This is a genomic window from Caenispirillum bisanense, from assembly GCF_900230255.1.
Taxonomy (GTDB): Bacteria; Pseudomonadota; Alphaproteobacteria; order Rhodospirillales; family Rhodospirillaceae; genus Caenispirillum; species Caenispirillum bisanense_A.
In genome coordinates, this window is record NZ_OCNJ01000005.1 from 373,943 (window position 1) to 387,348 (window position 13,406).

13 protein-coding genes are annotated in these 13,406 nt (G+C 69.4%); 7 read left to right on the forward strand and 6 right to left on the reverse strand.

Going from position 1 to position 13,406, the window contains the following annotated elements; translation table 11 throughout:
- Positions 1-53 precede the first annotated feature (53 nt).
- The 4 genes from CRP50_RS13670 (at position 54) to CRP50_RS13685 (ending at position 2,664) form a co-directional block, all read left to right on the forward strand.
- Positions 54-1,058, forward strand: a complete 1,005-nt coding sequence (locus tag CRP50_RS13670) for an MDR family oxidoreductase (protein ID WP_097279727.1) — start codon at positions 54-56, stop codon at positions 1,056-1,058.
- A gap of 115 nt (positions 1,059-1,173) precedes the next feature.
- The gene (locus tag CRP50_RS13675) at positions 1,174-1,416 is read left to right on the forward strand and encodes a DUF4160 domain-containing protein (RefSeq protein WP_097279728.1); all 243 of its coding nucleotides are present in this window, start codon (positions 1,174-1,176) and stop codon (positions 1,414-1,416) included.
- Positions 1,410-1,919 (forward strand): DUF2442 domain-containing protein, encoded by a 510-nt coding sequence (locus CRP50_RS13680; protein ID WP_097279729.1) that lies wholly within the window; start codon positions 1,410-1,412, stop codon positions 1,917-1,919. The genes CRP50_RS13675 and CRP50_RS13680 overlap by 7 nt, the downstream gene beginning before the upstream one ends.
- Positions 1,920-1,950: 31 nt before the next feature.
- Positions 1,951-2,664: a TVP38/TMEM64 family protein gene (locus CRP50_RS13685; RefSeq protein WP_097279730.1), complete on the forward strand. Its 714-nt coding sequence runs from the start codon at positions 1,951-1,953 to the stop codon at positions 2,662-2,664.
- On the opposite strand, the gene CRP50_RS13690 is transcribed toward CRP50_RS13685, so the two are convergent.
- Together CRP50_RS13690 and CRP50_RS13695 are read right to left on the reverse strand one after the other, a co-directional pair.
- On the reverse strand, positions 2,615-3,433 hold the full coding sequence (locus CRP50_RS13690; protein WP_097279731.1) for an ABC transporter permease: 819 nt from the start codon (positions 3,431-3,433) through the stop codon (positions 2,615-2,617). The genes CRP50_RS13685 and CRP50_RS13690 overlap by 50 nt on opposite strands.
- Positions 3,430-4,407 (reverse strand): ATP-binding cassette domain-containing protein, encoded by a 978-nt coding sequence (locus CRP50_RS13695; RefSeq protein WP_097279732.1) that lies wholly within the window; start codon positions 4,405-4,407, stop codon positions 3,430-3,432. Before CRP50_RS13695 ends, CRP50_RS13690 begins: the two co-directional genes overlap by 4 nt.
- A gap of 217 nt (positions 4,408-4,624) precedes the next feature.
- On the opposite strand from CRP50_RS13695, the gene CRP50_RS13700 reads away from it, so the two are divergent.
- Positions 4,625-4,969 carry a DUF952 domain-containing protein gene (locus CRP50_RS13700; protein ID WP_097279733.1) on the forward strand — a complete coding sequence of 115 codons (345 nt, stop codon included), beginning with the start codon at positions 4,625-4,627 and terminating at the stop codon, positions 4,967-4,969.
- A gap of 37 nt (positions 4,970-5,006) precedes the next feature.
- Complete coding sequence (locus CRP50_RS13705) at positions 5,007-5,891, forward strand: TIGR01459 family HAD-type hydrolase (protein ID WP_097279734.1); 885 nt, start codon at positions 5,007-5,009, stop codon at positions 5,889-5,891.
- Between the two features lie 10 nt (positions 5,892-5,901).
- Here the strand turns inward: CRP50_RS13705 and CRP50_RS13710 are convergent, their stop codons facing one another.
- The 4 genes from CRP50_RS13710 to ccrA form a co-directional block, all read right to left on the reverse strand.
- Positions 5,902-6,972 (reverse strand): AbrB family transcriptional regulator, encoded by a 1,071-nt coding sequence (locus CRP50_RS13710; protein ID WP_097279735.1) that lies wholly within the window; start codon positions 6,970-6,972, stop codon positions 5,902-5,904.
- On the reverse strand, positions 6,969-7,763 hold the full coding sequence (locus CRP50_RS13715) for an NAD kinase (protein WP_245913474.1): 795 nt from the start codon (positions 7,761-7,763) through the stop codon (positions 6,969-6,971). The genes CRP50_RS13710 and CRP50_RS13715 overlap by 4 nt, the downstream gene beginning before the upstream one ends.
- A 210-nt stretch (positions 7,764-7,973) precedes the next feature.
- Positions 7,974-9,629 carry an acyl-CoA dehydrogenase family protein gene (locus tag CRP50_RS13720; protein ID WP_097279788.1) on the reverse strand — a complete coding sequence of 552 codons (1,656 nt, stop codon included), beginning with the start codon at positions 9,627-9,629 and terminating at the stop codon, positions 7,974-7,976.
- Positions 9,630-9,767: 138 nt separating this feature from the next.
- Positions 9,768-11,048, reverse strand: coding sequence for a crotonyl-CoA carboxylase/reductase (gene ccrA, locus CRP50_RS13725; protein WP_097279736.1), 1,281 nt, complete (start codon positions 11,046-11,048; stop codon positions 9,768-9,770).
- A gap of 275 nt (positions 11,049-11,323) precedes the next feature.
- Here ccrA and CRP50_RS13730 point away from each other — a divergent pair, with 275 nt between their 5' ends.
- A complete protein-coding gene (locus CRP50_RS13730) occupies positions 11,324-13,336 on the forward strand; it encodes a protein meaA (RefSeq protein WP_097279737.1) in 2,013 nt (670 codons plus the stop codon).
- Positions 13,337-13,406: the final 70 nt, after the last annotated feature.

Consider the following 13,406-nt stretch of genomic DNA (forward strand, 5'->3'; position numbering starts at 1 on the left):
GGCTCTGCTAAGGTGGCCGCACAGGACAGAAACGCGAGCGGAGGACGATTCCCATGACGGCTGCGAACGAGTTCCGGGCCCTGGTGCTGACCAAGGGCGACGACGGCACGGTGACGGCCGCCTTCGAGACCCTGACCGACGACGCGCTGCCCGAGGGCGACGTGACCGTGCGGGTGTCGCATTCCACCCTGAACTACAAGGACGGCCTGGTGCTCAACGGCCTCGGCGGGCTGGTGCGCACCTATCCGCACGTGCCGGGCGTCGACTTCGCCGGCACGGTGGAGGCGTCCTCCCACCCCGACTTCAAGGAAGGCGACGCCGTCGTGCTCACCGGCTGGCGGGTCGGCGAGGTCCATTGGGGCGGCTATGCCCAGAAGGCGCGGGTGAAGGGCGACTGGCTGGTCAAGCTGCCGCCGGGGCTCGACGCCCGCCGCGCCATGGCGGTCGGCACCGCCGGCTTCACCTCCATGCTGGCGGTCATCGCGCTGGAAAAGCACGGCATCACCCCCGACGCCGGCCCGGTGCTGGTGACCGGCGCCACGGGCGGCGTCGGCTCGGTGGCGGTCGCCATCCTGGCGAAGCTCGGCTACACGGTGGAAGCCGTCACCGGCAAGGCGGAGAGCGAGGCCTATCTCAAGGACCTCGGCGCCACGACCATCGTGCCGCGCGGCGAATTCGCCGAGCCGGTGACCAAGCCGCTGCTGAAGGAGCGTTGGGCCGGCTGCGTCGACGCGGTGGGCGGCCAGATGCTCGCCAACATCCTGCCGCAGATGAAGTACCGCGGCGCGGTGGCGGCCGTGGGCCTGGCCGGCGGCAACAAGCTGGAGACGACGGTGGTGCCCTTCCTGCTGCGCGGTGTGAACCTGCTCGGTATCGACTCGGTCATGTGCCCGAAGGCCGAGCGCGAGGAAGCCTGGACCCGGCTGGTGACCGACCTGCCGCTGGACAAGCTCGACGCCATGATCCACCCGGCGACGCTCGCCGACCTCCCCGACCTCGGCAAGCGCATCCTCAAGGGCGCCGTCACGGGCCGCGTGGTGGTGGATGTGAACGGCTGAAGGCGGACCCTACTGTTCCGACGGAACCGGACGCCCCTCGCGCGGCCTGCGCGAGGGGCTTTTTCTTGTGAAGATTTTGCACTAGATTAGCCACGTCGGCTGCCGGAGGAAGACCGTGCCGCTCATCGTCGACCTCGGCGCCGCGCGTCTCTACATGTATCGCGGAGACCACAATCCGCCGCACTTTCACGTGCTGGAAGGGAACGCCGCCTGCACCGTCCGCATCGACGCCCTGACGGTGATGGCCGGACGAGTTTCGCCACGAGCCCTGCGGGCTGCGCTGGCCTGGGCCGAAGCCAACCGCGACGCGCTGAACGCGCGTTGGCGGGCCTACAACGAGGAAGACGACGAATGGTGACGCAAACCGACATTCCGCGCGTGACGCACGTCCGTCCCGACGAGGACGTGCCATTCGTGCTTCACGCCACCTTCGCCGACGGTGGAGCCTGCCGAATCGACATGACGGGCGTCGTCCATCGTCTCAAAGCGTTCGCGCCGCTACGCGACCCGGCCGTTTTTCGCCGCGTGCGCATCATCAATGCCGGCGGCGGCATCGCCTGGAGCGACGACCTGGATTACTCGGCCGGTGCGCTTCGCCGCCTGGGCGAGGAGCAGACGGACATGACGGGCGTCGACCTCGCGCAGTGGATGGACCGCATGCGCCTGTCCAATGCGGAAGCGGCGGAAGTGCTCGGCACCAGCGATCGCACCGTCAAGGCTTACAAGACCAAGGAAACGGCGCTGCCGGCGTCCATCGCCATAGCCTGCCGCGCCATGGAGCGGGATCGGCAGATCCTGCTCGCCCGCCTCCGCCACGTTCGCGTGCCGGGCCGCCCTCCCCGGCCCCAGACCCAGCCGTGATCCCCCGCGCCTCCGCCGCCGTTGGTCGGGCATGATGCAACGGCGTTTCCTGATCCTGTTCCTCGCCCTGTTCACCGCCGCCTGCGCCTGGTTCCTGGTGCGCTACGGCGGCGGGGTCGGGGACGTGCTGCGGTCCGCCCAGCGCGGCATCGAGTACTGGGTGGGCCTCAACCCCGTGCTCGGCGCCGTCGCCTTCCTGGCGGTGGCGACGCTCGGCAAGGTGACGCCCTTTCCCGGCGGCATCGTCATCATGCTGGCCGGCGGTTACCTGTTCGGGAACATCGTCGGCCCGCTTCTGGCGGCGACGGGGGCGGCGCTCTGCGCCCTCACGGTGGGCTACTTCGGCCGCATCCTCATCTACGAGGCCATCGACCGCCGCTTCGGCCACCGCATCTCCCACCTGGAAGAGGCGGTGACGGAGGACGGCTTCAACTGGCTGCTGGCGGCGCGCCTGCTGCCGGTGCTGCCGGCGTGGCTGGTGAACCTGGTGCCGGTGGTCTTCCCCATTCACCTCGGCAAGGTGTTCGTCGCCACCCTGCTCGGCCTGCTGCCCATCGCCTTCGTGCTCGGCGGCATCGGGTCGAGCCTGTCGGGCCTCGCCGCCGCCGAGTTCGTGCCGAGCGACATCCTGTTTTCCGGCGAGGTGCTGCTGCCGCTCATGGGGCTCGCCGTGGTGGCGCTCGCCCCGGTGCTGGTCAAGCGGGTCCGGCGGGCGCGGCGGCGGCGTCGGCAGCAGGGCCGGTGAGGCCCTGCTCGCGGCGGTTCACCCGTTTGGTGCTGGCCCACAGCGACAGCGCCACCCAGGCCACCAGCACGGCGACCGACGTCAGGTATCCGCCATCGGCCAGCAGCACGGCCGGCGCCTCGTAGAACGGGCCGCGCAGAACGGTCAGCGCATGGGCGACCGGGTTGACCAGCATCACCCAATGCAGCCACGTCGGCACGTTCTCCATGGGGAACAGCGCGCCCGACAAGAGCCACAGCGGGAACAGGAACACCATCATGATGGCGTGGAAGCCGGCCGTCGACTTCATGGTCCAGGCGATGGAGAAGCCGAGCCCGGTGAAGCCGAGCGCCGACAGCACCAGCGCCGCCAGCACCATGAGCGACCCGCCGAGGCCCGGCAGCATGCCCATGAAAGGTGCCGCCACCAGCAGGATCATGGCCTGGAACAGGGCGATGAGCGTGCCGCCGCCGACCTTGCCGAGCACGATGGCGAGGCGCGGCACCGGCGCCACCAGCACGCCCTGCAGGAAGCCCTGGTCGCGGTCCTCGATCACCGTGATGGTGGAGAAGATGCCGGCGAACAGGATCAGCATCATCAGGACGCCGGGATAGAAGTACTCGGTATAGGTCATGCCCTCCATGCCGGGCGGCTGGAAGGACGGCGTCAGGCCGGCACCGAGGAAGGCCCAGAACAGCAGCGGCTGCCCGATGGAGCCCGCGACGCGCTGCGGCTGGCGGATGAAGCGCACGAATTCCCGGCGGGCGAGCGCGGCGGCGAAGCGGATCATGCGAGCGCGCCCTCCTCGACGCGGCCGGCGGCCTGGGCCTCGGCCGGGCTCTTGCCGGTGATGTGGATGAATACGTCCTCGAGCGTCGGCTGCTTGACGGCGATGGACAGGATCTCGTCGCGGTGGGTGGTCAGCGCCCGCTCCACGATGCGCGGCACCTCGGCCGGCGGCAGGTCCTCGACGCGCAGTTCGTCGCCGTAACGGGCGACCGGCAGCCCCAGCGTGGCGGCGAGGCCGACCTTCAGCACGGCGGCGTCGCGCGCCTGGATGACCAGCACTTCCTGGCCGATGCGGGCGCGCAGGGCCGCCGGGCTGTCGTAGGCGAGCAGCCGGCCGTCGCGCATGATGGCGACGCTGTCGGCGTCCTCCGCCTCGGAGAACACGTGGCTGGTCATGAGCACGGTCATGCCGCGGCTCTTCTGCACGCGCTTCAGCACCGTCAGGAAGCTGCGGCGGCTGGCCGGGTCGAGGCCGGTGGTCGGTTCGTCGAGCAGCAGCACCTGGGGGCGGGTGAGCAGGCACTTGGCCAGTTCCACCTGCCGCGCGAGGCCGCCCGACAGCGTCTCCACCTTGTCGTTCAGGCGGTCCTTCAGGTCCGACCAGCCGAGCGCTTCCGCCATGCGGTCGCGCAGCTCGGCGCCGCGGATGCCGTAGAGGGCGGCATGCAGCTCCAGGTTCTCACGCACGGCCAGGTGCTTGTCGACGGCCGGGCTCTGGAACACCACGCCCATGACACGGCGCGCCTCGTCGGCGGCGGAGGCCATGTCGTGGCCGGCGATGGCGACGCGCCCGGCGCTCGGCCGGGCGAGGCCGCAGAGGATGCGGAACAGGGTCGACTTGCCGCTGCCGTTGGGGCCGGACAGGATGCAGAAAGCACCCGCGGGCACGCTCAGCGACAGGTCGTGGATGGCGGTGCGCGCCGGCTGGCGACGGCCGCCGGGATAGACGTGCTTCAGATTCTCGATGACGATCATGCGTTGCCTTGTCCGGCGCCGGAAGGGATCGCGGCCGAAGGTCGGGAGGGGCATCTATTCCATAACGATCCGCCGACGGCAAGGCACGCCTGCACCTTGGAACCATGAAAAGGCGTTCATTCCTCGATCCCGGGGCACGCCCGGGGGACACCGGAACGGAGGCCGCATGCTGCCGTCCTCATTGTGCGCCGGGCCGATTGGCGGTAGGGTCCGGCGCATGCAGAAACGCCTCATCTACAAGCTGTGCCGCATGGACGACTGGCAGACTGCGGTCGCCGCGGGCACCTTCACCGGCTCGGAGCACGACAAGCGCGACGGGTTCATCCACTGCTCCGCCGCCGACCAGGTGCCGGGCAGCGCCGCGCGCTATTTCCCCGGCGAGGACGTGGTGCTGCTGAGCATCGATTCGGGGCAGGTGGCCGACATCGTGAAGTGGGAGGAAAACCCGCGCGGCCTGTTCCCCCACCTCTACGGCGAGTTGCCCATCACCGCCGTGACGGGGGTGGAGTTCGTGCGCTGGAACGGCGAGGACCACGTCCTGCCCTACCTGCCCGACGCCTGATCCGCCCGACCACCGACCGAGCGAACGAGCCCGCCCCATGCCCGAGACCATCCCTGGCCACAGCGGCCTGCGTGCGCTGGCCGACCGCTACGACGCCTTCATCCTCGACCTGTGGGGCGTCGTCCACGACGGCCAGACCCCCTACCCCGATGCCGTGGCGACGCTGGCAGCCCTGAAGGACGCCGGCAAGCCGGTCATCATGCTGTCCAACGCCCCCCGCCGCTCGGTGGTGGTGGAGAACGCCATGACCGCCATGGGCATCGACCGGGCGCTCTACGATCAGGTGCTGTCGTCGGGCGAAGCGGTGCGCATGGAGCTGGAACGCCCGCGCGACCCGTTCTACGCCGGCCTCGGCGACACGGTCTATTACCTCGGCCGCCGCGGCGACGAGAGCGTGCTCGAAGGCCTCCCCCCCTTCCGCATGGTCGACGACCCGGCCGAGGCCTCGTGGATCCTCGACACCGGCCCGCGCTCCTTCGAGCAGACGCTGGACGACCTGGAACCCGAACTGCGCGCCCTCGCCGCGCGCAAGCTGCCGCTGGTCTGCGCCAACCCCGACCGGGTGGTGATCCGCGCCGGCAAGCGCATCCTCTGCGCCGGCGCCATGGCCGACCGCTACGAGGAGCTGGGCGGCGGCCCCGTCAGCTGGCGCGGCAAGCCCGACCCGGCCGTCTACGAGCTGTGCCTGGAGCGCCTCGGCCTCGGCGACCGCAGCCGCGTCGCCACCGTCGGCGACAGCTTCCACACCGACATCGCCGGCGGCACGGCGGCGGGCATCGACACCATCCTGTGCACCGCCGGCATCCACGGCGAAGAGTTGGGCGTCGGCTACGGCGACCTGGCCGACCCGGCCCGCGTCGCCGAAGTGGCCGCCCGCGAAGGCGTGACGCCGACCGCCTACGTGCCGGCGTTCCGGTGGTGAGGGGCGGGGCTTAACGCCCCTCCCCTTCCTCCCCCAGCCACCGCCGCAGGATCTTGAAGGCCAGCGGCGCCAGCATCACCACGATCATGATGCGCACCAGATGGTGCGTCGACACGAAGGCGACGTCGCGCCCGAGCGAGATGGCGATGAGCGACATCTCCGCCACGCCACCGGGGCTGAAGGCCAGGATCAGCGACGAGAAGGGGATGCCGGTCAGCGCCTGCACCGTCCAGGCGAAGCCGGCGGCGATGACCAGGATGATGCTGGTGGAGCCGAGCGAGGCGACGAAGGTGTCGCGCATGGCCTTCAGCGGCACGCCGACGAAGCGGCTGCCGATGGCCGCGCCGATCACCACCTGGGCCAGCGCCACCGCCACCGGCGGCGGGTGGGCGGCGGTCAGGCCGGCGAGGTGGACGACGGCACTGCCGATCATCGGCCCGGTCAGGAAATAGGCCGGCAGGCGCAGGGGCTTGGCCACCAGGGCGCCGATCACCGCGCTCGCCGCCAGCAGGCCGAGGTCGGTCGCCGTCACCAGCGCGTCGGCGGGCGGCAGGCCGCCGGCGGGACGGTCGTAGCCGGCGAAGATCTGGTAGAGGAACGGCAGCGTGAAGACGGTGATGAGGATGCGGATGGCGTGGACCAGGCTGATGACGCGCTCGTCGCCGCCCATGCTGGTGCCGACCAGGATCATTTCCGTCAGGCCGCCCGGGGCCGCCGCGAAGTAGCTGGTGACCGGGCCGAACCGCACCACCCGGCGGAAGAACAGGATGACCGCCCCGGTGGAGGCGACGACGTAGAACAGGAGCCCCACGAGGCTCACCACCCAGTCGCCGATATGGTCGAAGATGCCCGGCGTGAAGGCGCTGCCGAGCATGACGCCGAGCACCGCCACCATGCCGAACCGCAGCGGCTGCGGCACCTTCGGCCGCAGCCCGGCCATGGCCGCCGCCAGATTGGCGAAGATGGCACCGAGCATCCACGGCAGCGGCGCGCCGATCTGCGTGAAGATCCATCCTCCGGCCGCCCCCAGCCCGAGGGAAAGTGTCCAGGCCCCCACCGTCCGGCGGTCGGGCAAGGTCATGGGGCGAATTGCTCGCTCAGGATACGTTCCTCGAGGTTGTGTTCGGGGTCGAACAGCATGGTGAGCTGGACGTCGCGCGCTTCGTGCACCTCGACGCGCGCCACGTTGCGCACCTCGGTGTAGTCGGCGACGGCGGAGACGGGGCGCTTGCCCGGCTCCAGGATCTCGAAGGCCACCTTGGCGGTGTGCGGCAGGATGGCGCCCCGCCAGCGTCGCGGCCGGAAGGCGCTGATGGGCGTCAGGGCCATGACGTTCGACCCCATGGGCAGGATCGGGCCATGGGCCGACAGGTTGTAGGCGGTGGAGCCGGCGGCGGTGCACACCAGCGCGCCGTCGCAGATCAGCTCCTGCAGGCGCACCTTGCCGTCGATGCTGATGCGCAGCTTGGAGGCCTGGCGCGTCTCGCGCAGCATGGAGACCTCGTTGATGGCGAGCGCCGTGATCTGCTCGCCGTCGCGGGTGGCGGCGATCATGCGCAAAGGATGCAGCACCACCTTCTGCGCCCGGGCGAGGCGGTGCGGCAGGTCGTCCTCGCCGTAGGTGTTCATGAGGAAGCCGACGGTGCCGCGGTTCATGCCGTAGATCGGCTTGTTCATGGCCATGTAGCGGTGCAGCGTCTCCAGCATGAAGCCGTCGCCGCCCAGCGCCACGATGGCGTCCGCCATGTCCGGCGGCGTATGGCCGTAGCGGTGGCGCAGCCGCATGAGCGCCTCCTGCGCCGTGTCCGATTGGGCGGCGACGAAGGCGATGGCGGAGACGTCGGGCGGTGTCGCGGGTCGGGCGTGCATCATGGGGCTTCAACCGGAGAGGGAGGCAGTATAGCGGGCGGGCCTGCGGAAGAGAACGCTCGACCGGCGACGGGGGGCGGCGCGGATGGCGATGGCTGCCCTGCCTCGCACGCGACCCCCGGCCCAGCCGCCGCCGGGCAGACACGGAAACGCCGGCCGCGGCAGGCCGGGCCGGCGTTTCTCTTTCTTGGACGCGCCCCTCGGGGGCCTCGATCAGCGCGACAGCAGGCCGCGCGCCACCACATGGGCCTGGATCTCCGCCGCGCCCTCGAAGATGTTGAGGATGCGGGCGTCGCACAGGATGCGGCTGATCTGGTATTCCTCGGCGTAGCCGTTGCCGCCGTGGATCTGCAGGGCGTTGTCGGCGTTGGCCCAGGCGACGCGGGCCGCCAGCAGCTTCGCCATGCCGGCCTCGATGTCGCAGCGGCGGTCGCTGTCCTTCTCCTCGCCGGCGAAGTAGGTCAGCTGGCGGGCGATCATGGTCTCCACCACCATCCACGCCAGCTTGCCGTAGACGCGCGGGAACTCGAAGATCGGCTTGGCGAACTGCTGCCGCTCGTTGGCGTAGCGCAGGCCCACTTCCAGCGCGTTCTGCGCCACGCCGACGGCGCGCGCCGCGGTCTGGATGCGGGCGCTTTCGAAGGTCGCCATGAGCTGCTTGAAGCCCTGACCCTCGACGCCGCCCAGCAGGTTGGCGGCCGGCACGGTGAAGCCGTCGAACGACAGCTCGTATTCCTTCATGCCGCGGTAACCGAGCACCTTGATCTCGCCGCCGTCCATGCCCTCGGCCGGGAACGGGTCGGTGTCCGTGCCGCGCGGCTTTTCGGCCAGCAGCATGGACAGGCCCTTGTAGCCCTTCTCGTCCGGGTTGGTGCGGGTGAGCAGGGTCATGAGGTCGGAGCGGCTGGCGTGGGTGATCCACGTCTTGTTGCCGGTCACCACGTACTGGTCGCCCTGCTTGACCGCGCGGGTGCGAAGGCTGGCGAGGTCGGAGCCGGTGTTGGGCTCGGTGAACACCGCCGTCGGCAGGATCTCGCCGGAGGCGATCTTCGGCAGGTAGTGCTGCTTCTGCTCTTCGGTGCCGCCGAGGCGGATGAGCTCCGCCGCGATTTCGGAACGGGTGCCGAGCGAGCCGACGCCGATGTAGGCGCGGCTGAGTTCTTCCGTCACCACGCACATGGCGGTCTTGCCCATGCCGTGGCCGCCGAATTCCTCGGGGATGGTGAGGCCGAAGACGCCCAGCTCCGCCATCTGCTCGATGATCTCGAGCGGGATCAGCTCGTCCTTCAGGTGCCACTCGTGGCAGTGCGGCACCACCTGCTCCTCGGCGAAGCGGCGGAAGGTGTCGCGCACCATGGCGAGCGTCTCGTCCTGCAGGCCGAGGTCGCCGAAGTGCTCGCCGTCGCGGATCAGCTCGGCGATGCGCTTCTTGCAGGCGGCGGTGAAGCCGTGCTCGCGCAGCAGCGTGGTCTGCGGGCTCTGCAGCAGCTGGCGCTGGCGCACCTCGATGCCGAAGTCGGCCAGACGCACCATCTCGCCCTGCCCCATGGGCAGGCCGCCGAAGATCTGGTGCAGGTATTCCGAGAAGGCGGCCTGCACCAGCAGCTGTTCCAGCTCGCCGAAGCGGCCCTGGGACTCCAGCCGCTTGCCCCAGGCGAGCATCTGCTCGAGGGCGGCGACGTAAGTGGCGTACCAGGAATAGCCGTGGGCGGCGAACTGGTGCTGTTCCAGCGCGTCGGAGTCGACCTTGCCGTCGACCATCACCTTGGCCGACACGTGGTCGCGAATGGTGTCGAGCACGCCGCGGGCGGTGTAGAGCGCCTTTTCGCAGGTGTGCAGTAGGTCGTTGATGATGAGCTTGGAGGGCATCTGCACGATCAGTCTCTCTGAAGAGCCATTGCCGGATCAGTCATACGGTGCGGAGTGCCGGCCGGCCCATCGTGTGGGATGGGGGGCTTGACCGGCCGGCGTCCGCGAGGGGAGAGGGGCGCGGGGTAGCGCCGCCCCTCAGCCCTCCACCACGTCTTCCAGGGTGCGGCGGCCGGGCACCTTGGCCTGCACCATCACCGCCATGTTGCCCGGCTTGTGCTTGTTTTCCAGCATCAGCGTGTGGGCCTTCGGAATGTCGTCCCACGAGAAGACTTCCGACATGCACGGGTCGATGCGGCGCTCGATCACCAGCTGGTTGGCCTGGGACGCCTGCTTCAGGTGGGCGAAGTGGCTGCCCTGGATGCGCTTCTGGCGCATCCACACGAAGCGGGCGTCGAAGGTGAGATTATAGCCGGTGGTGCCGGCGCAGAACACCACCATGCCGCCGCGGCGCACCACGTTGCACGACACCGGGAAGGTCTGCTCGCCGGGGTGTTCGAAGACGATGTCGACGTCCTTGCCCTTGCCGGTGATGTCCCAGATCGCCTTGCCGAACTTGCGGACTTCCTTCATGTACTCCTTGAAGCCCTCGCCGTTCACCGGCGGCAGCTGGCCCCAGCAGTCGAAGTCCTTGCGGTTGAGCACGGCCTTGGCGCCGAGGCTCATGACGAAGTCGCGCTTGGTCTCGTCGGAGATGATGCCGATGGCGTTGGCGCCGGCCGTCGCGCACAGCTGGATCGCCATGGAGCCGAGGCCGCCCGAGGCGCCCCACACCAGCACGTTGTGGCCGGGCCGCAGGATGTGCGGGCGGTGGCCGAACAGCATGCGGTAGGCGGTGGCGAGCGTCAGGGTGTAGCAGGCGCTCTCTTCCCAGGTCAGGTGCTTGGGCCGCGGCATCAGCTGCTGCGCCTGCACGCAGGTGAACTGGGCGAAGGAGCCGTCGGGCGTCTCGTAGCCCCAGATGCGCTGGCTGGGCGACAGCATCGGGTCGCCGCCATTGCACTCCTCGTCGTCGCCGTCGTCCTGGTTGCAGTGGATGACGACCTCGTCGCCCACCTTCCAGCTTTTCACCTTGGAGCCGACCTTCCACACGATGCCGGACGCGTCGGAGCCGGCGATGTGGAACTCGGCGCCATGGACGTCGAAGGGCGAGATGGGGGTGCCGAGGCCCGCCCACACGCCGTTGTAGTTGACGCCGGCGGCCATGACCATGACCAGCACTTCATGGCTGTCGGGCTCGGGCACGTCGACCACTTCCACCTGGAAGGACTGCTCCGGCGGGCCGTGGCGGTCGCGGCGGATGAGCCAGCCGTACATCTGCTTCGGGGTGTGGCCGAGCGGGGGGATCTCGCCGATCTCGTAGAGGTCCTTGACGTCGTTGCCGCCCTTCAGGTTGATGACTTCCGCCGTACTGGTCATGGGTCGCATTCCCCTACAAGATGGTCCCGGTCACCGCCCACGGCTCGGACTTTGGGCGCACCTTGTTCGGCGCTGCAACATCCAATGTCCGGCCCCGCGCGTTCGTTGCGGCGGGGCGGCCTTGCTCCACCTTTAGCGTTTTGCCGCTTTCTTCGCAATGCACAAAATGATACTTTCTTGCCTAGATACCTGGGGCGAGAGTAACAATATGACCGTCTCGCTGCACCAGAGGTTGAAATTTCGGTGAATAATCACCCGGATCGGAGGAATCCTGAATGACCGCGAAGCCTGAGACCCCTGCTGCCTCTGCCGCGCCCAAGCGCGACAAGCCCTGGCTTTTCCGGACCTATTCGGGGCACTCCTCGGCGGTGGAAAGCAACAAGCTCTACCGCAAGAATCTTTCGCGCGGCCAGACGGGCCTGTCCGTCGCCTTCGACCTGCCGACCCAGACGGGCTACGACAGCGACCATCCGCTGGCGCGCGGCGAGGTGGGCAAGGTGGGCGTGCCGGTGTGCCACATCGGCGACATGCAGACGCTGTTCGACGAGATCCCGCTCGGCAAGATGAACACGTCCATGACCATCAACGCGCCGGCGCCGTGGCTGCTGTCGCTCTACATCGCGACGGCCGAGCGCCAGGGGGCGGCGCGCGCCGAGTTGCAGGGCACGACGCAGAACGACATCGTGAAGGAATACCTGTCGCGCGGCACCTACATCTTCCCGCCGCAGCCGTCCCTGAAGCTGACCAACGACGTCATCGCCTTCACGTACAAGGAAGTTCCCAAGTGGAACCCCATGAACGTGTGCTCCTACCACCTGCAGGAAGCGGGCGCGACGCCGGAGCAGGAGCTGGCCTTCGCGCTGGCCACCGCCCAGGCGGTGCTGGATACGGTGCGCGACTCGGGCCAGGTGCCGCCGGAGGACTTCCCCCAGGTGGTCGGCCGCATCAGCTTCTTCGTCAACGCCGGCATCCGCTTCGTCACCGAACTGTGCAAGATGCGCGCCTTCACCGAGCTGTGGGACGAGATCTGCCAGGAGCGCTACGGCGTCGAGGACGAGAAGCACCGCCGCTTCCGCTACGGCGTGCAGGTCAACTCCCTCGGCCTGACCGAGCAGCAGCCGGAAAACAACGTCTACCGCATCCTGCTCGAGATGCTGGCCGTGACGCTGTCGAAGAACGCCCGCGCCCGCGCCGTGCAGCTGCCGGCGTGGAACGAGGCGCTCGGCCTGCCGCGTCCGTGGGACCAGCAGTGGTCGCTGCGCCTGCAGCAGATCGTCGCCTATGAAACGGACCTGCTGGAATACGGCGACCTGTTCGACGGCTCGCCCGTCGTCACCGCCAAGGTCGAGGAACTGAAGGCCCAGGCGCGCGAGGAACTGGCGCGCATCGACGCCATGGGCGGCGCCATCGCCGCCGTCGACTCCAGCTACATGAAGCAGCGCCTGGTGGAATCCAACACCCGCCGCCTGAAGGCCATCGAGGCCGGCGCCATGACCGTGGTCGGCGTCAACGCCTTCACCGACGCCGAGCCGAGCCCGCTGACCACCGGCGAGGGCTCCATCCTCACCGTCGACGAAAGCGTCGAGCGCGACCAGATCGAGGCCGTGAAGGCCTGGCGCGCCCAGCGCGACGGCAAGGCCGCCGAGGCCGCCATCGCCGACCTGACGGCGGCGGCCAAGGAAGGCCGCAACATCATGGAACCGTCCATCGCCTGCGCCCACGCCGGCGTCACCACCGGCGAATGGGCCCAGGTGCTGCGCGAGGTCTACGGCGAATACCGGGCCCCGACGGGCGTCGGCCGCGCCGCCTCCGCCGCCACCGAGGGCGGCATGGCCGAGGTGCGGGCGCGGGTCGATGCCGTGTCGGAACGGCTCGGCCGCCGCGTCAAGATCCTGGTCGGCAAGCCGGGCCTCGACGGCCATTCCAACGGCGCCGAGCAGGTGGCCGTGCGGGCCCGCGACTCGGGCATGGAAGTGGTCTACGAAGGCATCCGCCTGACCCCGGCGCAGATCGTCAATGCGGCGCTGGAGGAAGGCGTGCACGTGGTCGGCCTGTCCATCCTGTCGGGCAGCCACGTCACGCTGGTCACCGACGTCATGGACCGCATGCGCCAGGCCGGCCTCGGCGACATCCCGGTGGTGGTCGGCGGCATCATCCCGCAGGAGGACGAGCGCACGCTCAAGGCCGCCGGCGTGGCGCGCGTCTACACGCCGAAAGACTACGACCTGACCCAGATCATGGCCGACATCATCGACCTAGTGGACCAGGAGACCAAGCGGGCGGCGTGACCCGGGCACGGCCGGGCGCAGACCCGGCCCGTCGCGCACCCACGAAAAAGGCGCCGTCCCGCGCGGGACG

Bases quoted from the DNA above. Each gene is read 5' to 3' on its own strand.
- CRP50_RS13705 (WP_097279734.1), top strand. From the start codon at position 5,007: ATGCCCGAGACCATCCCTGGCCACAGCGGCCTGCGTGCGCTGGCCGAC.
- CRP50_RS13690 (WP_097279731.1), bottom strand. From the start codon at position 3,433: ATGATCCGCTTCGCCGCCGCGCTCGCCCGCCGGGAATTCGTGCGCTTC.
- CRP50_RS13720 (WP_097279788.1), bottom strand. From the start codon at position 9,629: ATGCCCTCCAAGCTCATCATCAACGACCTACTGCACACCTGCGAAAAG.
- CRP50_RS13685 (WP_097279730.1), top strand. From the start codon at position 1,951: ATGATGCAACGGCGTTTCCTGATCCTGTTCCTCGCCCTGTTCACCGCC.
- ccrA (WP_097279736.1), bottom strand. From the start codon at position 11,048: ATGACCAGTACGGCGGAAGTCATCAACCTGAAGGGCGGCAACGACGTC.
- CRP50_RS13715 (WP_245913474.1), bottom strand. From the start codon at position 7,763: ATGATGCACGCCCGACCCGCGACACCGCCCGACGTCTCCGCCATCGCC.
- CRP50_RS13680 (WP_097279729.1), top strand. From the start codon at position 1,410: ATGGTGACGCAAACCGACATTCCGCGCGTGACGCACGTCCGTCCCGAC.
- CRP50_RS13710 (WP_097279735.1), bottom strand. From the start codon at position 6,972: ATGACCTTGCCCGACCGCCGGACGGTGGGGGCCTGGACACTTTCCCTC.
- CRP50_RS13700 (WP_097279733.1), top strand. From the start codon at position 4,625: ATGCAGAAACGCCTCATCTACAAGCTGTGCCGCATGGACGACTGGCAG.
- CRP50_RS13695 (WP_097279732.1), bottom strand. From the start codon at position 4,407: ATGATCGTCATCGAGAATCTGAAGCACGTCTATCCCGGCGGCCGTCGC.
- CRP50_RS13670 (WP_097279727.1), top strand. From the start codon at position 54: ATGACGGCTGCGAACGAGTTCCGGGCCCTGGTGCTGACCAAGGGCGAC.
- CRP50_RS13730 (WP_097279737.1), top strand. From the start codon at position 11,324: ATGACCGCGAAGCCTGAGACCCCTGCTGCCTCTGCCGCGCCCAAGCGC.